Annotated in this window: 23 protein-coding genes and 1 tRNA gene; 14 read left to right on the top strand and 10 right to left on the bottom strand. The window is 45.0% G+C overall.

What is annotated here, in order from left to right:
• Positions 1-202: 202 nt before the first annotated feature.
• Complete coding sequence (locus NC796_RS13275) at positions 203-652, bottom strand: BrxA/BrxB family bacilliredoxin (RefSeq protein WP_310685047.1); 450 nt, start codon at positions 650-652, stop codon at positions 203-205.
• Between the two features lie 120 nt (positions 653-772).
• The gene (locus NC796_RS13270; RefSeq protein ID WP_310685046.1) at positions 773-1,381 is read right to left on the bottom strand and encodes a superoxide dismutase; all 609 of its coding nucleotides are present in this window, start codon (positions 1,379-1,381) and stop codon (positions 773-775) included.
• A 240-nt stretch (positions 1,382-1,621) separates the two neighbouring features.
• On the opposite strand from NC796_RS13270, the gene sthA reads away from it, so the two are divergent.
• The 3 genes from sthA to NC796_RS13255 all read left to right on the top strand — a co-directional run bounded on the left by sthA (position 1,622) and on the right by NC796_RS13255 (position 4,799).
• A complete protein-coding gene (gene sthA / locus NC796_RS13265) occupies positions 1,622-3,082 on the top strand; it encodes a Si-specific NAD(P)(+) transhydrogenase (protein ID WP_310685045.1) in 1,461 nt (486 codons plus the stop codon).
• Positions 3,083-3,359: 277 nt separating this feature from the next.
• Positions 3,360-3,815 carry a hypothetical protein gene (locus NC796_RS13260; protein ID WP_310685044.1) on the top strand — a complete coding sequence of 152 codons (456 nt, stop codon included), beginning with the start codon at positions 3,360-3,362 and terminating at the stop codon, positions 3,813-3,815.
• Between the two features lie 12 nt (positions 3,816-3,827).
• Positions 3,828-4,799, top strand: a complete 972-nt coding sequence (locus NC796_RS13255) for a hypothetical protein (RefSeq protein WP_310685042.1) — start codon at positions 3,828-3,830, stop codon at positions 4,797-4,799.
• Positions 4,800-4,807: 8 nt separating this feature from the next.
• Here NC796_RS13255 and NC796_RS13250 read toward each other — a convergent pair whose 3' ends face one another.
• Together NC796_RS13250 and aspS are read right to left on the bottom strand one after the other, a co-directional pair.
• Positions 4,808-5,518 (bottom strand): DUF429 domain-containing protein, encoded by a 711-nt coding sequence (locus tag NC796_RS13250; RefSeq protein WP_310685040.1) that lies wholly within the window; start codon positions 5,516-5,518, stop codon positions 4,808-4,810.
• A 10-nt stretch (positions 5,519-5,528) separates the two neighbouring features.
• Positions 5,529-7,313, bottom strand: a complete 1,785-nt coding sequence (aspS, locus tag NC796_RS13245; protein WP_310685038.1) for an aspartate--tRNA ligase — start codon at positions 7,311-7,313, stop codon at positions 5,529-5,531.
• Positions 7,314-7,706: 393 nt separating this feature from the next.
• Here aspS and NC796_RS13240 point away from each other — a divergent pair, with 393 nt between their 5' ends.
• Positions 7,707-8,363 (top strand): response regulator transcription factor, encoded by a 657-nt coding sequence (locus tag NC796_RS13240; RefSeq protein WP_310685037.1) that lies wholly within the window; start codon positions 7,707-7,709, stop codon positions 8,361-8,363.
• A gap of 457 nt (positions 8,364-8,820) precedes the next feature.
• Here NC796_RS13240 and NC796_RS13235 read toward each other — a convergent pair whose 3' ends face one another.
• From NC796_RS13235 to NC796_RS13225, 3 genes are all read right to left on the bottom strand, one after another.
• Complete coding sequence (locus NC796_RS13235) at positions 8,821-10,605, bottom strand: ABC transporter ATP-binding protein (RefSeq protein ID WP_310685035.1); 1,785 nt, start codon at positions 10,603-10,605, stop codon at positions 8,821-8,823.
• Positions 10,606-10,771: 166 nt separating this feature from the next.
• Positions 10,772-11,449 (bottom strand): Fic family protein, encoded by a 678-nt coding sequence (locus NC796_RS13230; RefSeq protein ID WP_310685033.1) that lies wholly within the window; start codon positions 11,447-11,449, stop codon positions 10,772-10,774.
• Positions 11,450-11,470: 21 nt separating this feature from the next.
• Positions 11,471-12,064, bottom strand: coding sequence for a type II toxin-antitoxin system antitoxin SocA domain-containing protein (locus tag NC796_RS13225; protein WP_310685031.1), 594 nt, complete (start codon positions 12,062-12,064; stop codon positions 11,471-11,473).
• Between the two features lie 193 nt (positions 12,065-12,257).
• On the opposite strand from NC796_RS13225, the gene NC796_RS13220 reads away from it, so the two are divergent.
• Positions 12,258-13,211 carry a DUF5677 domain-containing protein gene (locus tag NC796_RS13220; RefSeq protein WP_310685029.1) on the top strand — a complete coding sequence of 318 codons (954 nt, stop codon included), beginning with the start codon at positions 12,258-12,260 and terminating at the stop codon, positions 13,209-13,211.
• A 93-nt stretch (positions 13,212-13,304) separates the two neighbouring features.
• Here the strand turns inward: NC796_RS13220 and NC796_RS13215 are convergent.
• Positions 13,305-13,378, bottom strand: a tRNA-Met gene (locus NC796_RS13215).
• A 798-nt stretch (positions 13,379-14,176) separates the two neighbouring features.
• On the opposite strand from NC796_RS13215, the gene proS reads away from it, so the two are divergent.
• The 7 genes from proS to NC796_RS13180 all read left to right on the top strand — a co-directional run bounded on the left by proS (position 14,177) and on the right by NC796_RS13180 (position 21,083).
• Positions 14,177-15,643 carry a proline--tRNA ligase gene (gene proS, locus NC796_RS13210; protein WP_310685027.1) on the top strand — a complete coding sequence of 489 codons (1,467 nt, stop codon included), beginning with the start codon at positions 14,177-14,179 and terminating at the stop codon, positions 15,641-15,643.
• A 22-nt stretch (positions 15,644-15,665) separates the two neighbouring features.
• Complete coding sequence (locus NC796_RS13205; RefSeq protein WP_310685026.1) at positions 15,666-16,331, top strand: hypothetical protein; 666 nt, start codon at positions 15,666-15,668, stop codon at positions 16,329-16,331.
• A complete protein-coding gene (locus tag NC796_RS13200) occupies positions 16,328-17,860 on the top strand; it encodes an NAD(P)H-hydrate epimerase (protein WP_310685025.1) in 1,533 nt (510 codons plus the stop codon). Before NC796_RS13205 ends, NC796_RS13200 begins: the two co-directional genes overlap by 4 nt.
• The gene (locus NC796_RS13195) at positions 17,857-18,252 is read left to right on the top strand and encodes a VanZ family protein (protein WP_310685023.1); all 396 of its coding nucleotides are present in this window, start codon (positions 17,857-17,859) and stop codon (positions 18,250-18,252) included. Before NC796_RS13200 ends, NC796_RS13195 begins: the two co-directional genes overlap by 4 nt.
• A 131-nt stretch (positions 18,253-18,383) precedes the next feature.
• Positions 18,384-19,040, top strand: coding sequence for an energy transducer TonB (locus NC796_RS13190; RefSeq protein ID WP_310685022.1), 657 nt, complete (start codon positions 18,384-18,386; stop codon positions 19,038-19,040).
• Between the two features lie 502 nt (positions 19,041-19,542).
• Entirely contained in the window at positions 19,543-20,205 is a 663-nt protein-coding gene (locus NC796_RS13185; protein ID WP_310685020.1) for an energy transducer TonB, read from the top strand.
• A gap of 218 nt (positions 20,206-20,423) precedes the next feature.
• Positions 20,424-21,083: an energy transducer TonB gene (locus NC796_RS13180; RefSeq protein ID WP_310685018.1), complete on the top strand. Its 660-nt coding sequence runs from the start codon at positions 20,424-20,426 to the stop codon at positions 21,081-21,083.
• An 81-nt stretch (positions 21,084-21,164) separates the two neighbouring features.
• On the opposite strand, the gene NC796_RS13175 is transcribed toward NC796_RS13180, so the two are convergent.
• Entirely contained in the window at positions 21,165-21,590 is a 426-nt protein-coding gene (locus NC796_RS13175; RefSeq protein WP_310685016.1) for an NUDIX domain-containing protein, read from the bottom strand.
• A gap of 9 nt (positions 21,591-21,599) precedes the next feature.
• Positions 21,600-21,941, bottom strand: a complete 342-nt coding sequence (locus tag NC796_RS13170) for a DUF1844 domain-containing protein (protein ID WP_310685014.1) — start codon at positions 21,939-21,941, stop codon at positions 21,600-21,602.
• 148 nt (positions 21,942-22,089) lie between these two features.
• Between NC796_RS13170 and NC796_RS13165 the strand changes: the two genes are divergently transcribed.
• Both NC796_RS13165 and serC read left to right on the top strand, forming a co-directional pair.
• On the top strand, positions 22,090-23,301 hold the full coding sequence (locus tag NC796_RS13165) for a DUF1015 domain-containing protein (protein ID WP_310685012.1): 1,212 nt from the start codon (positions 22,090-22,092) through the stop codon (positions 23,299-23,301).
• A gap of 24 nt (positions 23,302-23,325) precedes the next feature.
• Positions 23,326-24,405: a 3-phosphoserine/phosphohydroxythreonine transaminase gene (gene serC / locus NC796_RS13160; protein ID WP_310685010.1), complete on the top strand. Its 1,080-nt coding sequence runs from the start codon at positions 23,326-23,328 to the stop codon at positions 24,403-24,405.
• Positions 24,406-24,412: the final 7 nt, after the last annotated feature.

Below are 24,412 nucleotides of genomic sequence, written 5' to 3'. Positions count from 1 at the left end.
AGACAAATCTAAACACCGAAATACATTGATTAGCTTGCATGAATAGAGACTACGAGTAAAAACGCTTTTTGTTACTCAAAGAGTTGTGTAGGAAGGCAGAAAGGAGCGGAGATTTTTAATTACCCCCAGGCTAATACTAAAATAAAGTAAGGACACCCACTTAAGTGTGCCCTTACTCAACAATAAGATATCAAATCGTTTCTCAACCCTCTTTTGCTTCTTCAGCAAAAGATTTGAAAACCATTTTCAGATCCCCGGCAATCTCGTGTTTTGTTCGCCCCTCAATGCGGTGGCGCGGTATCATTGCCTTGATTTCCCCATCCTTAAAATAGGCAAACGCTGGTGAGGACGGTGGATACTCGCTAAAATATTCACGGGCGCGAGCGGTTGCTTCCTTATCCTGTCCGGCAAAAACGGTAACCATATGATCCGGTTTTACATTGCTTTCATCCAGCGCAATCTTCACACCGGGCCGGGCATTACCTGCCGCACAACCACAAACTGAATTAATGACCATTAACATGGTTCCTTCATCATAATCTTTCATTGCACGATCTACATCGTCGGGGGTTTTCAATTCCTCTATGCCCAAGTCCGTGAGTTCTTCGCGCATCCAATTGGTATCGGGACCTACTCCAAATCCGAATTGCATAACTGTAAACTTTTATTAAGGGATGACTGATTCACTTCAAATATAAGAAATATATAAAGAATGTGCGACGTACATCAATCGCACGCCGCACAAATCAATTAATGCACGCTGACCAATTAATTAGGTGGCGTCATTGTAGTACTCATTAACCTGATCCCAGTTAATGAGATTCCAGAAATTATTGACGTACTTTCCACGCTCGTTCTGGTAGTTCAGGTAGTACGCATGTTCCCAAACATCAACGCCGAGAATTGGAGTCAGACCGTCCATGTAGGGACTATTTTGATTCGCGGTAGACAGAACCTGCAATTCGCCATCTTCGTCTACACACAACCAACCCCAACCTGAGCCAAACTGACCTGTGGCGGCATTGTTAAATTCATCTTTGAAATCATCAAAGCTTCCGAACGCGTCGTCGATCGCATCGGCAATATCTCCAGTGGGATCTCCACCGCCATTCGGAGAAAGAATCGTCCAGAAGAGTTTGTGATTGGCAAATCCACCGCCGTTGTTAATAACAGCCTGGCGCTTTGCTTCGGGGACTTCATCAATACGTTCTAACACTTCTTCAATAGGCAGGTTAGCAAATTTGTGCCCTTCAAGTGCAGCATTCACCTTGTTTGTATAGCCCTGATGGTGCTTGGTATGGTGAATTTTCATTGTTCTCTCATCGATATGAGGCTCGAGAGCATCATAATCGTACGGTAGGTCAGGAAGTTCAAAAGCCATAATAATGTATAAAAATTTTTATTTAACGATTTGTTTAAAATAAATTCCAAACAGAGTTAACTCTTTGGCCAGCAACGTTCTAATTGTTCCGTTGCAGAGCATGTATATAATCATTTTTTAAAACAAAATCGTTCCGAAAAAGTATTAACAATGGTTTAATAAAACCAATGCAGCATTGCTTCATCTTTTCTGCTATTTTAACGTGAATTTGAATGTTCTTAGCTTTAAAAATTTAGAGGTATGTCTCACGATTACGATGTCATTATAGTTGGAAGTGGCCCTGCCGGCTATTCATGTGCTATGCAAAGCTCCAAGTTTAACAAAAAGGTGCTGGTTGTTGAAGCACATGACAACTACTTGGGCGGCACCTGGATCAATTCAGGCACGGTGCCAAGCAAGGCGCTGCGGGAGTCTGCGAACACCATCAAGAAATTTGATACCCAGTTCGGCAGCAAAGATACCCGTAAGCCGTATGAGCGGTTCCGTATGGAAGACCTGCTTCAGTACAAAAACGAAGTATTGGAGCAAGAGAATAAGAAAGTAAAGAATGACCTTATCAAAAATGAGGTGGATGTGGCCCGGGGCTTCGGACGCATTGCCGATCAGCACACCGTTGAGGTAGAAACCCCGATCGGTACCACGGAAAGCTACACCTGCGAGCGAATTCTGTTGTGCACCGGCAGCAGCCCGATCTATCCCACCAAGTTCGAGGTAGACAATGACAAGGTGCTGGATTATAAATCCATCTTTGAGCTCACGCACATTCCCAAGCGACTGGCCATCATCGGCATTGGAGTTAATGCCCTGGAGTATGCCACCACCTTTGCAGCCCTGGGTACACGCGTCACCATGCTGAGTGAAAACATCAAGCACCTCACCTTTCTGGACGATGAGATAAAAGAACACCTGAACATGGCCCTGGACGACCAGGGGATTACCGTTAAAACCGGGGTAGAAGTGGAAGAGGTGGACTACAACTCGATCAGGACCTGTGTGGAAGTTCGATTCCGCAACCTCGAGGGTGACAAGCGACTGCAGGTTATTGAGACCGAGCACGCGCTGTATATGGGGGGGAGCAAACCCAACACTGCCGACATCGGCCTTAAAAACGTGAATATAGAACTCACCGACGAAGGATACATCCCGGTGGATGACACTTATAAAACAAATGTAGAAAGTATCTACGCCGCCGGCGACATCATCGGATTTCCGCGGCTGGCCTCGGCCTCTTTCACCCAGGGACGCCTGGCGGCCTGTAACATGTTTGATATTCCCGCCCGTGACATCCCCCAGCAAATTCCGTTCGGAATCTATACCATGCCGGAAATCTCGCACATTGGGCTCACCGAGCAAGAGGCCACAGAACGCGGCCTGGATGTGACCGTTGGACGGGCCTACTTCAAAAATATTGCCAAAGCAGATATGATGGGTGATGCCAGTGGAATTTTAAAGCTCGTTTTCAACACCGATACCTTCAAAATGGTTGGCATTCACATTATCGGCGATCAGGCGTGCAACCTTATTCACCTGGGGCAGGCTGTGATGGCACTGGACGGCGATATCCGGTATTTCATCCGTAATGTCATGAACTATCCAACCCTGAGTGAAGCCTACCGACGAGCGGCGTTCAACGGCGTGAACCGCGTGTACAAAGCAGGTGTTAAGTACAAGAAAATCCTGGAAGATACTGATGACGGGTAAACCAAAGTATTATTAATCTGACATATTCTATTCCCCTTGGTGCGGGAACAGTTTTACGCTCCTGAGCCAAGGGGAAATCCCTCCTTCATATCCATCAGCAGCTGAAATAATGGGTTTCAGTACTCTTTTTACACTCCTGCACCCTATGTTATTCCTAGATTAAATTTTTCCAGCGTATTTCAAAAAGCCGGGGAATAACTTATTTTACTGTTTCCAATTGAGGAGAGTGCTGGAAATCAAATAATAATTTGCCATGGAGAGAGAGATTATATCAAAAATGAAGAGAACACTACTGGTAGTGTTCCTGATCAATGCGATCTTGGTAAGTACCCACAAAGGTGAGTTCTGGCCATTCAGTATTTTCCCTATGTTTTCGCAGGCCGGCAACCCATGGTCGCGCGGTTTAGTGATTGAGGTCGACGATATGAACAGGAAAGATCTGTGGGAGACGAAATCGCTGTCCAGCATCGATGATCGCGTTGTAGCACTTAGGGAACACGGGATAGATGATATCGACTATGCCAACTTTATTTCGAAAACCAAGAATTGGGACGAAGAACGCATCCAGGCCCTGCGCAACCTGTTCCAGATAGAACAACAAGGAGATGCCAAATGGCTGGCCTCCCGCGTCACCGGGCATCTTACGGAACAGGATTCTGTGGTTGTTAAAGTCATCCCGATGTTCTTGGTAACCAGTGACACGACCTATAAAAATCCAGATCTGTTCAAGTAGGAGAGTTTCATCATGTTACGATCATTTTTCGACAGGCTAAGCTCAAATCTTTTTGAACCACCGGCTCCCAATACTATTGGCACCAAAATATATTATCGCCTTTTTGAGCTGTTTACAGTTACGTACACCATTATTTACGCTTGGCAGTGGGGATTTTACACCCTGCGCCTAAGCGATGTGGTGCTCCCGCTGGGACTTGCCCAATATATCAATGTTGAGATCTTTCTCGGTACCTATTTTCCACTTATTAATGCCGGCCTTATTACGCTTTTCGTTGTTATGGCTCTCTTTTTTGACAGATCGAAGTGGCTGTACGGAGTGGCCTTCATCCTATTTCACCTGCATTACGTGACCCGCTACAGCCAGGGTGAAATTCCCCATAGCCAAAATATGGTGGGCTTCTGCCTGCTGGGTTTGGGTATCGGCAGCGTATTTTTTAAGGAAAAACGCCATTCGTTACAGTTTGGACTGGGATTCGTCGTCTTTTTCCTTGGTCTGGGATATACTACGGCAGCTTATTCCAAGCTTATCGCTACTGGCATTACGTGGGTAGACGGCAATCACCTGTGGTTATGGATGGCAGAAAAAAGTGTTGATGTCCTCTCCGATGAAGGAGCTTTCAGCTATAACTGGATCCAGGAAATTGCACTCCAAAACCGATTGTTTGCCACCCTTTTCTTGACAATGGGACTCCTGACAGAATTTTTTGCCTTCTTGGTGTGGTGGAAACCGTTCCGAACCTACATGTTTATTGCCATCATAGGCTTGCATATGGGCATTCATTCCACCATGAACATCCTGTTTCTCTCCTACACAATTGGATTATTTATCATTGGTCTGCCTTGGTATAAGGTTATTAACTGGACCATCGATCATTACCAAATTAATGTGGAAGGCTACATCAGCCGGCTGAAGGAGATCAGGAACAAGGTTCAACTATTTACTACGCATCATAGCAGAAGGGATATCTCCCACGATCTCTAATAAAATAATTAGACGTAATGGATCGCCATTGGAAGGCCTGTGGAGTCTTTCGGTGGATCCTCCGGCAGGGTTTTGACAGGCTTGTCAAGAGATCGAAATGCAAATAAGGCAAGAGCCATGGCATCTACGATGTCATCCTCTTCCACCTGGTTGCGTCGGTATTCCTCCTTAATATCGCGAAAAAAGTCATCGGCAAATTTACTCTGTTCTTTCAACAAGCCGAGGCGGTGGCGAAGTCCTTTTTTGGTCTGCTTCTTTTGCAGAATAGAATTCCCGCCATTCAGCTTTTGGAATATCAGCTCCGGGTGACTTTCAAACACCTTCTCACGGAGTGACTCATCATTTTGCAAGAGCTGGTCCACGGCCTTTATGTTGGGCGTAATGTTCCACGCCTGGATCGAGATCTTTTTCCCTGTTGTCTCATAACTCTCCATCGAAGCCTCGGCGTAAGTCGGCGCGTGCAGGGCTGACCTGATCGGTGGATTGAACACACTTGCCTTGTAGTCGGGTCCCAGCACGTTGCGCAACTCCTCGTCGCATTCACGCACATATTGATCTTCCGTCAAGCCGATCGGTACATCGATGAATATGCGGTCGTACTCCTCGAACGTCTCTTTAAGCTCTTGGTTTGATTCCAGCAGCCAATAACCCGCATGTACATCATCCAGGCTGATTGCGATCCAACCAGCTTTGCAACCGTCAATTCCTATTGTCTTCAATACGTTCTACCTAATTTTGTTGTTTGATATCTTCTTGAAGTCGAATGTGCAGATCATCCAGCTGTTCGGGGTCCACATAATCCGGGCTGCCATCCATCAGGTTCTGTGCCTTCTGGTTTTTGGGGAAGGCGATCACATCGCGCAGGCTGTTGCCCCCGGAAAGCAACATAATGATCCGATCAACACCAAGTGCAATACCACCGTGTGGCGGGGCGCCATATTTAAACGCCTCAAGCAGGAAGCCAAACCGCTTTTCCGCTTCCTTCTCATCGATGCCCAGCAGACGGAACATCTTTTTCTGAACCTCCCGGTTATGGATACGTATCGATCCCCCGCCAATTTCGTAGCCGTTGAGCACAAGATCATAAGCACGTGAGCTCACCGATGACGGATCGGAATCCATCTTCTCCAGGTCTTCGTTTTTGGGAGAGGTGAACGGGTGGTGCAAGGCGTGGTAACGCTGGGTGTCTTCATCCCACGCCACCAGCGGGAAGTCGGTAACCCAAAGCATATTGTACTCAGACTCATCGATCAGGCCATGCTCTTTGCCCATCATCAGGCGGAGTTCCCCGAGCTGTTCATAAACGGTAGGCTTGGGTCCGGCCAGGATCAGGACGATATCGCCCATTCCTGCGCCCGCCTTTTCGTTCATCGCATCAATTGTCTCATCTTTGAGGAATTTCCCGACACTACATTTTGTGCCTTCCTCCTCATTCTGCTTGATATAGACGAGCCCGGCAGAACCAATTTCATTCTGAACCCGTTCGGTCAGGCGATCGAGCTCACCGCGGCCCATCGTGCCCTGCCCCGGCACCTTGATGCCCAGCACGCCACCACCATTTTGAACAGTTTTTGAGAAAATCTTGAACTCCGAATCGGCAACCAGCTCAGAGAAATCGACAAATTTCAGCCCGAATCGCGTATCAGGCTTATCGGTACCATACGTTTTGATCGCTTCTTCATAGGTCATCCTTGGAAATGGCGCCGAAACCTCTTTATCCATGGTATCCTTGATCAGCCTCTGCATCAAGCCCTCGGTCATCTCCATGATATCGTCTTCATCTACAAACGACATCTCCACATCCACCTGGGTAAACTCCGGCTGGCGGTCGGCCCGCAGATCTTCATCGCGGAAACACTTCACAATCTGGAAGTAACGGTCGTAACCAGAAACCATCAGCAGCTGCTTGTAGGTCTGCGGACTCTGTGGCAAAGCAAAAAACTTGCCTGGATTTACCCGGCTGGGCACCAGATAGTCGCGTGCTCCCTCGGGCGTACTCTTCATAAGGAAAGGTGTTTCCACTTCGGCAAAATCGGCTTCATGGAAATAGCTGCGTATAGAGTGATAAGCGTCGGAGCGCAGCATCATGTTCTTCTGTACTTCCGGACGGCGCAGATCCAGGTACCGATGCTTCAGGCGAAGTTCCTCCCCTGTCTCCACCCCGTCCTTGATCTCAAACGGAGGTGTTTCCGCTTCGGAATAAATTTTGATCTCATCTACAAACACTTCCACTCGGCCGGTCGCTATATCCGGATTCACTGTATCATCCGAGCGCTTTTCCACATGACCTTTTATTCCAAGCACATACTCACTTCTGATATCCTCGGCGATGGCATGAGCCTCGCTATCCTCTTCCTTAAAAACAATCTGTGTAATGCCATACCGATCGCGCAGATCTATAAAAATAACTCCACCAAGATCGCGCCGTGCTGAGACCCATCCATTCAATGTTACCTGGTCTCCAATGTTCTGCTCGGACAATTCACCGCATGTGTGCGTACGTTTCAAACTCATAAACTGTTGTTCAATATTTCCCTTTCCATTTAAAAGGCTGAAAATAAGTAATATGAAAACCAATCGCTTAATGATTATTCAAAAGAACTTTTGTTCGAATAATACCGTTGACCTTATTGCGCTACTGCTAACGTTGGAATACGGATGAAGTGCCCGGCACGGTATAACATCCTGAGGTGTTTGCAAACTTTTTGTATTTTATAATTATTATTGAACAGGCAGAAAAGGCAAAATCATAATGTTGTGCACGATATTATGATCATTTAATTGTGCCCTTTTGCACTTGCTTATATGAGAGAAAAATTTACTTTGAATAAAGAGAAATTTTCATCTCAGCGCTTACGAATTGGTCATCAAATAATGTAGGCGGGCGATAAAACAGGCGGGGTTTTAATGCAACAGATTGATGTATTGGTCGCTGACGACCATGAGATACTCCGATTTGGGGTAACCAAGTATTTAGCTTCATCAGAAGACATTAATATTGTAGGTGAGGCTTCTACGGGAGAAGAATGTTTAGCACTTTTCAAGCAGCATCATCCTGATGTCTGTGTCTTGGACATAAGTATGCCGGAAAAAGATGGTATCGAAACCGCCAAGGAGCTGCGCCAAATTGACTCTAAGGTGAAAATCCTGATCCTGTCAATGCATATTGACAAAGAGATACTGGACAAGGTGCTGGAGGCCGACATCAACGGGTACCTGCTAAAAAACACCGAAAAAGCTGATCTTCTGCAGGCAATCCGTTCCGTTATGAAGGGACAGCAGGTATTCAGCGACCCGATCTCCAAACTGATCACCAACTCCTATCTTAATAAATCGGAAAGTGCCGAGAAAGAGCTCGATGATCTGAATATCACCAAGAGAGAGCGCGAAATCCTGAGTCTTATCGTCGATGGGTATACCAGCCAGGAAATTGCAAAAAAGCTGTATATCAGCCCCCGAACAGTGGATACCCACCGGTTTAATGTGATGCAAAAACTGGATATTAAAAACACTGCTGGGCTGGTACGCTTTGCTATTCAGAATAATCTGGTATCTCCCGAGTAAGGGAAACCAACATTTTTATCAAATTACGTAATTTTACGTATCCAAATTACGGCCTTTTATCTATTGATGGGTACCCCTGTGACAATTATGTTAAAAGTGCAAATGGGGTAATAGCCGTCTGTAGATGATATTTAGCAGCCCATCCTTGATTGGAGGGCTGCTAATTTTTTGTACCCACCTCAGAGCCTTGTTTTCTATTACTTTACAGTAGACAACATTTATTCTTTTTCACCGTCAAATATTCGGATTTTTGCCAGTGTTCTGTCCCCATGCACAACCACTTTTCATGATATTTGGACAAAATTACGGAATTCTACGTATCCAAATTACGACCATCTATCTATTGATGGGTACCCTCGTGACAATTATGTTAGAAGTGCAAATGGGGTAATAGCCGTCTGTAGATGATATTTAGCAGCCCATCCTTGATTGGAGGGCTGCTAATTTTTTGTACCTGTCAGAAAGTTTCATCCGCCCTTTCACGAAACTGGAGCTCATAAAGGTGTTTGTACAACCCATCTTCCATGATCAAATCTTCATGCTTTCCATCCTGAATAATACGTCCTGCATCCAGGACCAGTATCCTGTCGGCATTGCGTACGGTTGAGAGCCTGTGAGCAATGATGAATGTCGTCCTGTTGTGCATCAGTCGCTCCAACGCCTCTTGCACCTGGGCTTCGGATTCTGAATCGAGCGAAGAGGTCGCCTCATCCAACAAAAGTATTCTGGGATTTTTTAACAGGGCCCGCGCTATTGCCAACCGCTGTCGTTGTCCCCCACTGAGCTTTACACCCTTTTCCCCGATCATGGCATCCAGCCCTTCCGGGAGATCTTCAATATATTCCCATGCATTGGCATCGCGGGCAGCACGTTCAATTTCCCCATCTGAAGCGTCGAGATTCCCGTAGCGTATATTTTCACGGATGGACGTACCAAACAGGTGCACATCCTGCGGGACAATTGCGATCTGTTCGCGCAGGCTTTTTTTCTGTACCGTTTTAATATCAATACCATCAATGAGGATCTGTCCTTCCTGTGGATCAAAAAATCGCGGAATCAGATTTACGAGCGTTGTCTTTCCGGCCCCGCTGGGGCCTACAACGGCAACCATCTGCCCGGTCTTGGCCTCAAACGTAATATCCTGCAACACCGCGCGGTCGCCTTCATAGGCAAAGGTCACATTACGGAAAGAGACTGTTCCTTTCACTTGGGGAAGCGGGCGGGCATGACCCTGATCCTGCACCTCCGGTCTCTCGTCAAGCAGCTCGAATATTCGATCCGAGGCTCCCACGGCCGAGTTTATGGTTGTGTAGAGGCGAGACATCTGGCTGATGGAACGAGCGATTGCAAAAGCGTAAAATATGAACGCCACCAGATCACCCGGTGAGAGGCGGCCTGCCAGTACTTCCTTTCCCCCGTACCAAAAAATGATCACCAGTGCTGCCATAAACATCCCTCCGACAGTGGACCAAAACAGGCTGCTGAGCACGATTTTTTTGCGTGACGTTTGGAACAGGTTCTCCACGGAATCGGCGTAGCGGTCGACCTCATAGGGTTCCCGCGCAAATGCTTTGACGATCCGGATTGCGCCCAGGGCATCTTCGGCGATGGCGGTTGAGTTGGCCAGGTCGTCCTGCACGCCCCGTGCCAATACACGAATTTTATTCCCAAAATAACGGGTCATAATGGTAACGAACGGCACGGTGACAAACACGATCAGGCTCAATCGCCAATTGAGGTAGACCATCAGTGCTACCGAACCCAACAGGGAAAACGTGGTGGTGATGGAACTTGGCACCGCATTAGTTAGGGCCGAGCGTATGGAGGCGACGTCGTTCGTAAGTCGTGATGTTATTTCGCCCAGGCGCTTGTTGGAGAAGAACCGGAATCCCAGCCGGTGCAGGTGTTCATAGAGCTGCTTGCGTAGATCCGTTACAACGCGTTCGCCCACCCATTCCAGCCAGTAGTTGCTGCCAAAGGAAAGAAAAGCCTGCAGGATAAACAATCCCATCAGGATGACGGTAATGAGATTGAGCAGGGCGTTGTCGCCTGTTTGAAAAACCGCATCCAGCAGCGCTTTCAGTCCCAACGGAACCGAAAGTCCCACCCCCGAGGCAAAAAGCGCCAGCACGGTAGCCACATAGAACTTTGTCCGGTACGGCTTGCTGAGCCGAAATATTCTTTTCAGGGCTGCCCAGAGCGACTTCCTGGATGCGCGGGTTTGCGATGTCTCCTTATTCATGTGAAATGTTGTTAATGACCGGCTGATAAGAAGCTAATCATTTCCGGGGAGAAATCATTCGGGGGGATGGGCAAAACCGGCAGGCAGAATATCTATTTTTTAAAAGATGGAGCGGCATAATATTAGGGCTTTCTACTTTCTTTGAAAGCTCTAAAAAAATATACCCTTATTCTTGATCCTCATCAGAAATCTGGCGAATAAATTTTTCGCATTTGTTTTTCCACCATTCGAAATGCTTCGGTATCTGTGTTTTATGCACTAGATTCAGCTTTTTTAAAAAGGAACTTTGTTTCTGCAAGTTTCTCCAATCAATATATAAGCCAAATCTTAACAGATAAATATTTACAAATAATCTAGCTACTCTCCCATTGCCATCATAGAAGGGATGAGTTTTAACAAATCTTTGGTAAAATTTAAGTGCATTCTCAACCGGATCTACAGGAGTATCCTCATGCAGAAATTTAAAAGCTTTTTTTAAGTCTCTTTTTATATTAGATGGTTGGGTTCCTGTGAATTTAGGCTGTAATTCTCCACGTTTTTGTCCTCCAAAAAATACATGTCCATCATTTGGATCATGGGGATCTCTAAATTGACCATTATTTGATATAATATCTTGAAAAATAAAACCGTGAAAAACCTCACATAGCTTAAAACAATTTGATGTATTTAATTCAAATTTTCCTGATTTGAGAGATTCGGTTATATAGGGAATTAAATCATTATCAAGTAGTTCATACTTTGTTCTAGCCGCAGCATTTGCTTTTTCTACTTCCTTAAGCGAATACTTATCAGGGAATACCTGAATAAGTTCTCTAAGTTGAGCTAATTCTGAACTTACACCCAAAAAATCATCAATTAACTAGCATTAAAAAGGTGCTTTACTAGAAGCTTCTTGAAATTTTTCTTTGTAATCTTGGATTGAATCAAATGTTATCTCTGCTGCTTCATCATCTTCATCCATATCAAATACGAAAGCATAATGGCTATTTGTTTTAGGTGGATAATATTTGTTGTTCGTACCTAAAGGAAAATTTTTAGCAAATGACTCTTTGCTATAATAATCTATTATGTCCTTATCACTAATTTTATCAAAAACAGAATCACTCTTATTTATCCAAGGATCCTCTGAATGAGTTGTCTTTGATAATGTTATAGCATTATATGGCATATAGCTCTCAAGAATAAAATCTATAAAATGTTTCTCATTCTCTTGAATATATTCATAATTCGGACTCTCAGGAATTGGTTTACTACCATACTCCTTATACTTATGATAGATACTTTTATTAACCGGACCAAATTTCCAAGCATGGAAGCTATCATTTTTGGGGAATAAGTTTTGCCCTCCCACCAATGACCAAACTTTTATATAATAAAGGAGTTTTTGCAGCTTCATTGGTGTAATCTCTCCCTTGTATTTATTTAAGATATAAGAAGCTACGTTATTTAAAGTTTGCATATATTTGGCTTTTAGCTCCAATTATTGGGGTCGGAAAACGCCACTAAACTTAATAATATTATAATATATTAGAAAAATTAGTTACTTCAACAGTTATTGAGCCCTCTTATACTATATCGCTTTAAATTAGCTCTTTATGGAGTGTATTGTTTATTATGGATTAAGTGAATTACAATAACCTAATTAAGAGAAAATGGGTACTGAACCAGTCGAAGAAATTCTACCTGGAAATTGGGGGAAGGGATCAAATCTTTTAGAACTGTTGAAGGATTTTGAAAACCTGATGAATGAATGCGTTAATTATGGTACACATATTTACAAATGGATTAATGTTTCATTCGAGAATGAAAAAGATTATCCGATTGCTATAATTCTGCTAGTTAGGCATCTACTGGAAGTATCACTTTCAATTGCAAATCTAACCAGGGATTCCTTAATAGACCCTGCAAAAATACAGTTACGTTCACTTTTTGAGACATTTCTTCTGATCAAATATCTAACTGAAAAGGATTTTAAAAAAAGGTCTTATGCTTACTTAACTACTCATTATATAAAACGGAAAAAGTTACACGAAAAATTTAATCCTAAGACAGAAGTAGGAAAACAGTTTAAATCTGAAATGCAAGGTACAATTTTAAAAGATCTAAAAGTTCATGAAGAATTCGATTTAGATCAGGCAAGCAAGAATTTAGAACATCTACTAAATAAAAGAGAAGGTTTTAAAGAAGCTTATCAAGAGTATAACCGAATAAAAAAAGAATATGGGAAAACACACAGTAGCATGACTTTCTTTTCACTCTACTCAGAGATAATGAATCTTGAATCTTTGAGTAAAGATCTCAATTTACATGAACATTACGAATTAATTTTTAGAGATGCGTCCAAAAAAGTACATGCCTCAGATGTAATTACTGGATATTTATCCTCAGATTCGTCTGGACAAAATTATATTCGGTCCTTAAAAGATCCTACTGACGCTCAATATGTCACTTTTTTTACGATACTATATCTTAAAATCACCTTTGAACTTTTGATAAAAAAATTTAGACAAGATAAGTCTGTACATTATATGGTCTGGTTTAAGGAAAATATTGAAACTAAGTTCAATCAATTGGCTGAAGAGGAGTTGATATCAATCGATGTGTGACTTATTAACTCTCTTTGTTGTACTATTGTTGTACCAACTATAAATAAATATCCCTAACGCATTGATTGCCAATACATTAGGGATATTATCCAGTAGCGTGGGGCGGAATCGAACCGCCGACCTCCGGGTTATGAATCCGACGCTCTCACCAACTGAGCTACCACGCCATCTAATAGTCAAACTGTCAATAAATTTGTCGGCGGGGAATCGAACCGCCGTCCGCCAGCCGGCGGATAGGAATCCGACGCTCTCACGTCGTGTCTTGTTATTGGTTATTCGTTATTTGTGTATCGGTTATTTGGTAACCTTTACCTTAACCAACAACCAATAATTAGAAACAGAATTGCTTCCATACTTACCTTTTAACTGGAAACGCCCTGTTCCGTTCAAGAGTTGCCAAATATACGATTTTATATCAGAAAATTTAAACCCCAATTTGCGTTTTTTCCACTCCTTTTGTTCTCAGTCTTTTTTACCGCACATTTCTTTTTGCGTATCACTGTTGTCCGGTAAATTGTCCTACTTCTCTTACTGTTCGTTTTTTCATTGAAGAAAAAACGAACCTAAAAAATTCATCGGCTCAGGTAAACTTGACCTGAAAGGCTCCTCGTTCCGCTAAAAAAATCACAGATTTTTTCTTTACGCTCCCCTCGGCTCCTTTCCGGGCGGTCAACTTTACCAAGGCCGGACTCCAGAGGCTGGTCTATTGTATGAAGCCCGTTTATAAAGAGGTTCATTATAAATTTCTTTTAAAAAAAGGCCATTTGGTGAATTTAAACTCCATCTTTTGCTTGAAAGATATTTTCCCCGGACACTAATGATTGCGTATTGTGTAGGATGGCTCTAATCCAATACGCAGTACGCAATACGTAATAAATCACCCCATTCACTTTGACCCTCCTCATTTTCGCGTTATTTTAGCGCTTCTAATTAATCCGCAAATAACACTGATGTAAGCGTTTCTCATGGCTAAGAAGATCACAAACAGAGAAGAAGATTATTCACAATGGTATCAAGATGTAATCCGTGAAGCCAAGCTGGCGGACCACTCCCCGGTGCGGGGCTCTATGGTCATCCGTCCCAACGGGTTTGCATTGTGGGAAAATATGAAGGAAGCACTTGATACCATGTTCAAGGAAACCGGCCATGAAAACGCCTACTTCCCCCTCTTTATCCCGAAATCTTTCCTCTCAAAGGAGGCCCAGCACGTGGAAGGCTTTGCCAAAGAGTGCGCCGTGGTGACCCACAGCCGGCTCATGAGCGTGGACGGCGGCGTGGAGGTCGACCCCGAATCAAAGCTCGAGGAGGAACTGATTGTGCGCCCGACCTCCGAAACGATCATCTGGGATTCCTACCGTAACTGGATCCAGTCCTACCGCGACCTGCCGATCCTGATCAACCAGTGGGCCAATGTGGTGCGCTGGGAGATGCGGACGCGGCTGTTCCTGCGCACAATGGAATTTCTCTGGCAAGAGGGTCACACAGCGCACGCCAGCAAGGAAGAGGCGATCGAGGAAACCGAGCAGATGCTGGAGGTCTATCGCTCATTTGCGGAAGATTACATGGCGATGCCGGTCATTAAAGGGGTTAAAACGGAATCCGAACGATTTGCCGGGGCAGTTGAGACCTACTGCATTGAAGCCCTGATGCAGGATGACAAAGCCCTGCAGGCGGGTACTTCACACTTCCTGGGCCAAAATTTTGCCAAGGCATTCGATGTGAAGTTCCAGGACCAGGATGGCGAGCACAAGTTTGTGTGGGCCACCAGCTGGGGCGTCTCCACGCGGCTCATCGGCGGGTTGATTATGACGCACTCCGATGACCACGGCCTCGTTCTGCCGCCGAAGCTCGCTCCCACACAGGTGGTGATTGTGCCGATCTGGAGAGATGACGAGCAGAAGGCCAATGTACTGGAGTATGCTGACACTATTAAAAAGGAACTCACGGACCTGGATATCAGCGTCAAGCTGGATGACCGCGAGAATTACAATCCCGGGTGGAAATTCAACGAGCATGAAACGGCCGGCATCCCGCTGCGCGTTGTGGTGGGGCCACGTGATCTTAAGAATAATAACGTGGAGCTGGCACGCCGCGATACGCTGGACAAAAACATCGTGGACCGCGAGGGGCTTGCCGAACGTATTGACAATCTGCTTGATGAAATTCAGCAGGACCTGTTTGATGCTGCCAAAGAGCGAAGAGAGCAGAAAACTAACACGGTTGAAACCTATGACGAATTCAAGCAGGTGCTGGACGACGAAGGCGGCTTCATCTATGCCCACTGGGATGGAACGGCAGAAACCGAAGAACAAATTAAAGAAGAAACCAAGGCCACCATCCGTTGTATTCCCCTGGAAGACGGCGAACCGGGGGAATGCATGGTGACCGGCAAGCCTTCGGAACAGCGCGTTCTTTTTGCCCGGGCCTACTGATTTTTCACAAATGAGATGATCTATGCCGACACAAGGAGTCTATTCATCCCGTGTTCACAGGGTTGCACGATGGATCTCCGATTTGGCAAATCCCCTGTTCGTTCCTCCGATTGTTTTTATCGTGATTGGAGTATTGAATAATATCTCAACGGCAGAACTGGGATGGCTGACTCTGCTCTCATTATGTTTCTACACCTTTATTCCATTGGTCACGGCACTGGCCTTGTTAAAAAGTGGGCATATTGAGTCGCTGGACATCCCGCGACGGGAATCCCGAAACCTGCTGTATCTGCTGGGGATTGCCAGTGCAGCGGTGGGCAGCCTGGCGTTGGGCATCTTTTTCTATCCCCACCGCCCATTTTTAACACTCATTTCCGGAATTTTCTGTATCAATCCCGTGATCGGCTACCTGCTGAATCGGAGGTGGAAAGTAAGCATTCACTCAGCTTCAATATCCAGCGGAGGCATCATCCTGCTGTTCTTCTATTTATGGGAGCTGGGGATAACACAATCAACGGCCATTGTTTTTTCATTAATTTTGCTTTTGATAATTTTACCGGTGATGATGTGGTCCCGCTTTTACCTGGAGGTCCACACCATGCCCGAACTGATTGGCGGGGCAACAGCGGGCATCTTTTTCACCACTGTTGAAATCTTGTTAACCTTTTACTTTTGGCAGCCATTATGAAAGCATTATCTGTTCCTCATCACTATTACCTTTGTACTGCTGAACAGTCTCAGCAGATGGATAAGGCCACTATTGAACAGTTTGGCATCGATGGCTTTACCCTGATGGAGGTTGCCGGGAGCTCGACTGCCAAAGATTTGCTCACTGAATTACCGGCTGATTCACACGGACTTTACATCTGTGGAAAAGGGAACAACGCAGGAGATGCCCTCGTTGTAGCGCGATATTTAATTCAACACGGCCATGACGCCACGCTCCTTTTTATAAGTGGCACTGAAGATCTATCTGCCGACACCGAAAAGAATTTTGACCTGCTCCGCAAAATTACTGAAAATGATTCGGCAGCTGCTTCGGTCTCAATCCTGGAAAGCTGGGCAGAATTTGAAGATATAAATGGTGTTGCATACGATTTTATCGTCGACGGCATGCTCGGTACCGGTCTCAATAGCGATCTGCGTGGCGATTACGTCAAAGCGGTCGCATGGACTAACGAGACGGATCTCCCAGTTTATTCGATCGATATTCCCACAGGTTTGCATTCCGATTCCGGGCATATCATGGGCGATGCCATCCAGGCAGAGAAAACGTACACCTTTGGCACAAAGAAGCGGGGATTTTACCTGGAAGACGGGTACAGCTGCACGGGTAAAATTTTACTCTGCGAGCTGCCTTTTCCCAATTATTTAAAGTCATGCAACACTTTTTTACTGGACCGCTCATGGGTAAAGGAGCCTCAGTACCCGCCAGCCAAACACAAATATGATGCCGGTGTTCTATACATTATTGCTGGATCAGAAGGGCTGACGGGAGCTGCAATCCTGGCCGCCAGAAGTGCCTGGGCTGAAGGCGTGGGCGCAGTAATACTGGTCTGCCCCCGCGGTATTCTTCCTATTTTTGAAAACAACCTGCCACAAATAATCAAAAAGCCGGTGGGCATGAAGGATGACACTTGCCTGAAGGAAGAACATCTTGAACAGATCGTGCAAATAATTGAAGAAAGGCCTGGAGATGTTCTGCTTGGCCCCGGCATTGGCAGGGAACCGGATACCCTCGCTTTTTGCACCTCATTTTTTGCACAATACAAGGGCAACCTCCTAATCGACGCAGACGCCCTGTGGTGCCTTGCTCAGCAAGAGGACTGGCAAAAACCGGCCGATGCTGCTTCATGGATTGTCACCCCCCATCCCGGAGAGCTGTCTAAATTAACGAAAGACCCATTTTCTGACGGATCTCAGCGGCTTGATGTAGTTCGGAAACTGAGCAAAGAAAAAGATATTACACTTGTTTCTAAGGGATTTCCTTCTATCATTGGAACACGAACGGGTAAATGCGTTTTAACCGGTTATGATACCCGGATGTTTGCACGTGCGGGATTTGGAGATGTTCTGGCCGGCAAAATCGGAGCTTACTGGACACTCGGCAATCCCGCTGCCAAAAGTGCGGTCCTGGGCCTACTAAACGGCTATGACAAGATTTACCGCGATAAAACAACAACCCACAGATCCCCTGAGCCAAACGATCTGATATGATCAAACTTATTACCGGCTACTTGAGAAGTCATCCAAAATTAATACTGCTGGGACTCTTCGGAATCACAATTTCTGCCCTGTTGCTCACCCTGATACCCGCCGACTATCTTGGGCACAACGAAATCTGGTCGTACGACAAACTCGGGCATTTTCTGCTTTTCGGGTCTTGGACGTTTCTGCTTGGGCTATACTCCATGGTTAAGGACTACAAGCACACCAATTTATGGAAGATATTTTCCCTCGGTGTTTTGTTTGGTGGTGCAATCGAAATATTACAGCACGTGCTGCCTGTAAACCGTAATGGGGATATTCTCGACTTCTGTGTGGACGCCCTGGGAGCGGTAGGTGCTGTAATATTACTAAAATTTATTACCCACCAGTCCGATAAATAGTTTTTGCAACCATATCTGCATAATTATTGAACGTTATTAAAAATTATTGCAATTCAACTTGCATGACAGCGATAAATTGATATCTTACAGAAGTTTTACGTGAAAGTAGCAATCTAAATCAGCTGAGTATTATGTCCCATAGAAAAAATCCTGATGCTGATTTAAAGAAGTACTATACAGTATTTCTTGAAATCGGCTTAATAGTAACACTCGTCGTATCTCTTGCGGCCGTCAAGATAGATTTCCGACAGGAAGTTAAAGATGTCGATCTCACAAAAGAGCAAGAAGTTGTTGAGATGGAAGAAATTGTGCAAACCAAGCAAATTGAGAAGCCACCACCCCCTCCGCGTCCACCGGTACCTGTTGAGGTTCCCAATGATGAAATTGTAGAGGACCAGGTTCTGGATATCAATGCCGAATTGGATCTCGATGCTCCACTAGACATGCCTCCGCCACCACCTGACCAGGAAGAAGATAATGAAGAAGATTTCTTCGTAGTGGTTGAAAACATGCCAGAACTCATTGGTGGTCTTGCTGGCCTGCAACAGAAAGTTCGTTATCCTGAAATGGCCAGGAAAGCTGGTATTGAAGGACGCGTCATTATTCAGTTCATCGTAAACGAGCAGGGGAAAGTTGAAGATCCCCGAGTTGTTCGTGGCATTGGTGGCGGATGTGACGAAGAGGCACTCCGGGCTGTGAAAGAGGCCAGCTTCAAGCCTGGACGGCAGCGCGGTAACCCTGTACGAGTTCAGTACAGCTTGCCTATCGTGTTTAAGCTTCAGAACTAGAACTAGCGACAGTCACTTTTTTACTTTGGTGCAGTCTTTTTACAGGACTGCACCTTTTTATTTCCTATCCCCCCCTTTCATTATCTAAACAACCTACCAGTCCCAGTCCCGCTCATACATACCGATAATCGAACGGTATATTAACTCATTGTTAAGAAGTACCCCGCCCTGGTCTATCTTCATATAAAATTTATATTCCGGCCTTTTCTTCGGACATCTCAGAGTAGATAAGGCTTTTACAACCGTCACAGATGGCTAAATAAGCTGATAGAGAACACCTATATACCCGATTTTAAAATGATATCAATATTGTAATTATTTCTGCTTAACTTGGGTACGTACAAAAGAAAATTAATTATTTAAAAGAAATTTTATAATAATTTAAGTTGACATTGGTAATATACCGAAATAATTTAGGTGTAGTTCTGTTAAGGCAGAGCGAAACTTAAAATCCCTAAAACAATCATCCCAATCACAATCCCAACAAACGCTAAATCATAACATGCGACTAGATCGTAAAAATCCCGAAGCTGATCTTCGTAAGTATTACCAAGTGTTCCTACAAGGTTCACTTGTAGTAGTACTGCTTGTATTCTTTGCAGCCACAAAAATCGATTTTCGTGGTGAGAAGGAAAACCTGGATCTGACAACCGAACAGGAGGTTGTTAAAATGGAGGAGATCGTGCAAACCAAGCACATCGAGAAACCACCTCCCCCTCCGCGACCACCTGTACCGGTGGAAGTCCCCAATGACGAGATCGTTGAGGATCAGGTCCTGGACATCAACGCTGAACTTCAATTGGACAGTAAACTCGAAATGCCTGCGCCACCATCCGAAAGCACTGAAGAGGAAGAAGACTTCTTTGTTGTGGTGGAGCAAATGCCCGAACTCAAAGGCGGGTTGGCTTCAATCCAGAAATGTGTCAACTATCCCAAAACGGCACAAAGAGCTGGAATTGAAGGCCGGGTTATCGTACAGTTTATTGTCAATGAAAACGGCACTGTTGACGACCCACAAATTGTCAGAGGCATTGGTGCCGGAGCTGATGAAGAGGCTATTCGCTGTGTTAAAAACGCGGAATTCGTTCCCGGACAGCAGCGAGGAAACCCCGTCAGAGTTCAATTTTCTGTGCCCGTAATCTATAACCTGACGAGTAAACTCTAACAAATTTCAAACATTATTTTCCCCTAACACTCAACAATCCCTAGTTGAGTTATAAATCCCTAAAGCGTAACCGATGGTATCGGTTACGCTTTTTTATTTAGATGGAACTTTCATCCTTTTATACTGTTTTATTAGTGTAAGCTAAATACATATATTAAAATAGATATTAGTGTATAAGCATAGAATGATAACTTAATTTCCTGAAATTGGAGGTTCTTATGCGGAATGAACGCAAAAAGCCAAAGTCTGATTTAAGAAAATATTATACCATTTTCCTCGAAGGTGGATTAATTGTAGTACTTGTTATCTTTTTAGTAGCAATGAAACTCGACTTCCGTGGTCAACAACAAAATGTTGACCTGACAAAGGAGCAGGAGGTTGTTCAGATGGAACAGATAGAACAAACTGAACACGAAGAAAAACCACCTCCTCCTCCCCGTCCCCAAGTGCCTGTAGAAGTTCCCAACGATGAGGTTGTTGAAGACCAGAATATTGATATAAGTGCGGATCTGAATCTACAGGATAAATTAGAAATGCCCCCTCCCCCCGACGATAGCCAAGAGGAGGAAGAAGAGGACTTTTTCGTAGTTGTAGAACAGATGCCGACGCTTAAAGGTGGATTAGCTAAACTGCAGGGTTGCGTTAATTACCCTGAGATGGCCCGTAAGGCAGGCATTGAAGGACGTGTAATCGTCCAATTTATTGTGAACGAGCAGGGTAATGTTGAAGAACCTAGAGTGGTACGCGGCATTGGTGGTGGCGCAGATAAAGAGGCTCTTCGCTGTGTTAAACAATCCGAATTTGAACCGGGCCGTCAGCGCGGAAACCCTGTTCGAGTTCAGTACAGCTTACCAGTAGTATTCAAGCTGCAGAACTAATTCCAGAATCTTCAACTAAATTTGAAAGGCGTGATTCAATTTGAATCACGCCTTTTTTGATCATTATATCTTATAAGCTGGTTACTTGCCGAAATGCCAGTTTTCAAATGACCCCAGCACTTCACGAAGATTCTGATATCCCACTTTTTCTATTGCCTCTTCCAGGGGAAACCACGCCAGCTTGGTAATATCTTCTTCCGTTTCGGGCTCCAAGTCCTCTTCCTTACCAGCTTCCATGGCATACCAGTGGGTTGTTTTACCAATATATTCTTCAGCCTCCTCGTACTCGTGGTAAGTCGTAATTAATTTTTGGCGTATTTCTGGCAGCCGGCATCCCACTTCTTCCGAAACCTCGCGCTGCGCACACTCTTTGATAGATTCTTCCCCCTCCAGCTTCCCTTTTGGAAGGTCCCAAACCCCACGCCTGTATATTAACAACACCAGTATGCTATCATTTTCTACCTTATAAAGCACGCCCCCGGCCGCCGTCACAGGTACTATTTGCATATTGCTTATTTATTCTTCCTCGCTGTTCGAATTTGATGCTTCTTTCCCATCTTCTTTTTTCTTCTCTTCCGCATAGTTCATGCGCAAATTGTTCAGCGTTTGATCCAGGTACTTCTTCAACTCCTTGGGTAGATTTCCCTCGGTAAACTGCTTTAGCATCAACAGCGTGTCGATGGCAAACTTGGCAGACTTCATCTCTCGCTCTACCCTGTCGGTCGAGGGATTCTTGATCTTTCCCATCCCCATCATGGCTATCTGCTGATGCTGCTGTACCAACATCATGAATAGTAACTGATTTTGCTGATCATCAGATAAATTTTCGTTATTGAAATCTAAATCTTGTAGGTCCATATCTCCTTTTTTAGGTTTCTATTGGATAGAAAATAACGGCTTTTCACCTATTTTGTAAGAGTTCATTATTTAATGATTTTGTTCTTTATAAATTGATCTGTCCAACGTAAGTTTACGCCTTTATTTCTCAGCATAATAAACCAATACAATGGCCATAATACACCCGTTTAAAGCCTGGCGACCCCGCCGGGAAAAATTAAATGAAGTAGCTTGCGTTCCCTACGATGTTATTAATACCGAAGAAGCCCAATCACTGGCAGAGGGCAAACCGGACAGTTTTTTACATGTTATACGTCCTGAGATCGATCTGCCCGAGGGAACCAAGTATAATGAGGACAGCGTTTACGAAAAAGGAGCTGAAAACCTGGCGCGGATTCTAGACTCTGACTTGATGACCCAGGAGGAGGAAGAATCGGTTTATATTTATCGCCTGATCCGTGAAGGGCGCTCGCAAACGGGGCTGTTCACTTGCGTTTCTGTTGACGATTATGACAATGAAGTGATTCTTAAGCACGAGCTCACGCGGCCCGACAAGGAAGATGATCGCACACTGCACATCCTGACACAGTCGGCCCACGCCGAACCGGTCATGATGACTTTTAAAGATACCAAAGGCATTGCATCTACCATTGAAGATGTGATGGACTCTGAGGAGCCGCTATACGACTTTACGGCGGCTGACGACATCCAACACACCATCTGGAAGGTACCTGATGCGAAAGAGCTGATTTCCGATTTTGAGGATATCCCCCATCTCTACATAGCCGACGGGCATCACCGCTGCAAAAGTGCTTCTCGTGCGGCCGCTGAGATGAAGAAGGCGAATCCCAATTACAGCGGCGAAGAGGAGTTTAACTTCTTTCCCGCCGTGCTCTTCCCGATGGATGAGATGAAAATATTGGCCTATAACCGTATTATCTATTCTGTCCCGGATGATTTTCTATCGGAATTGAAAGATAAGTTTGAACTCACCGAAAATGCCGAGCCAAGTCCTTCTGAAAAGGGCTCGATCTCCATCTATTATGACGGAACCTGGTATGGTATGGAGCTGCCACAAAAACCAGATGCAAACAGCGTTGAGAAACTGGATGTACATCGGCTACAGGAAGCTATTTTGGAACCCATGCTCGATATAACCGACCAGCGGCGTGATGAAAACATCTCGTTTGTTGGGGGTATTCGAGGCACAGAAGAGCTCGAGCGACTGGTCGACTCCGGAAAGGCTGACCTGGCTATCAGCATGTATCCCACGGACATTGCGGAACTGGTGGAGGTTTCTGACGAAGGACTTTTAATGCCTCCAAAATCAACGTGGTTTGAACCTAAGCTGAGATCTGGTTTACTTATTCACACTTTCTAACAATCTAATTTGATCACAAAAACAATGACACGAGTACACAACTTTAGCGCAGGACCTGCAGCACTTCCCCTGGAAGTTATTAAACACGCTCAACAAGAGCTTACCGACTACAAAGAGACTGGGCGCTCCATCATGGAATTGAGTCACCGAAGCGCCCATTATGAAGAGATCGATCAACAAGCAAAAGCACGGCTGCGCAACCTGTTGGGACTTGGAGACAAGTTTGAAATTATGTTCTTGCAGGGTGGGGCAAGCAGCCAGTTTATGATGGCTCCCTACAACTTCCTGGGCAAAGACCAGACGGCTGATTATATCGATACCGGCCGATGGTCTGCCAAGGCGATCAAGGAAGCGGAAATTTTCGGGAATGTGCACGTTCCATTCAGCAGTGCCGAAGGGAACTACGACCGCGTACCCACGCAAGATGAGCTGAAATTCAGCGATAATCCACAGTATGTGCACTTTACTTCCAACAATACGGTTGCTGGTACCCAATTCCCTGTCGAACCTGACACGAACGGCGTACCCTTGGTCTGTGATGCCTCTTCTGACTTCCTTTCGCGACCAATCGACGTGGATAAGTATGGTATCATTTACGCCGGGGCCCAAAAGAATGTTGGTCCTGCAGGGGTTACAGTGGTTATCATTAAAAAAGACTTCCTCGCACAGGCAAACACCGAGAACGTTCCCACAATACTGCAGTACGGCACGCATACCGGCAAAATCTTTAACACTCCGCCCACATTTAATGTTTACATGGTGAACCTGGTGCTAAAGTGGATTGAAGGTAAAGGCGGACTTTCCGGGTTTAAATCATTCAATGAGAAAAAAGCAAAAAAGGTATATGATGCCATTGACGCTGATGATTTCTACCGTGGCGCTGTCGATAAAGAGTCTCGCTCACTGATGAATGTGACCTTCCGTCTGCCTTCTGAAGAGCTTGAGCAAAAGTTCGTGGATGAAGCGGTCAAACACGACCTCTACTCCCTGAAGGGCCACCGAAGTGTTGGTGGAATTCGTGCAAGCATCTACAATGCCTGCCCAATGGAATCAGTTGATACGCTGGTTGACTTTATGAACGACTTCCGTTCCAACAACGGGTAAATAAACG

Origin of the sequence: Aliifodinibius sp. S!AR15-10 (assembly GCF_031569985.1) — a bacterium.
In the GTDB taxonomy this organism is placed as follows: Bacteria; Bacteroidota; Rhodothermia; order Balneolales; family Balneolaceae; genus JAMQKA01.
This window is presented reverse-complemented; position numbering and strand designations above follow the sequence as displayed.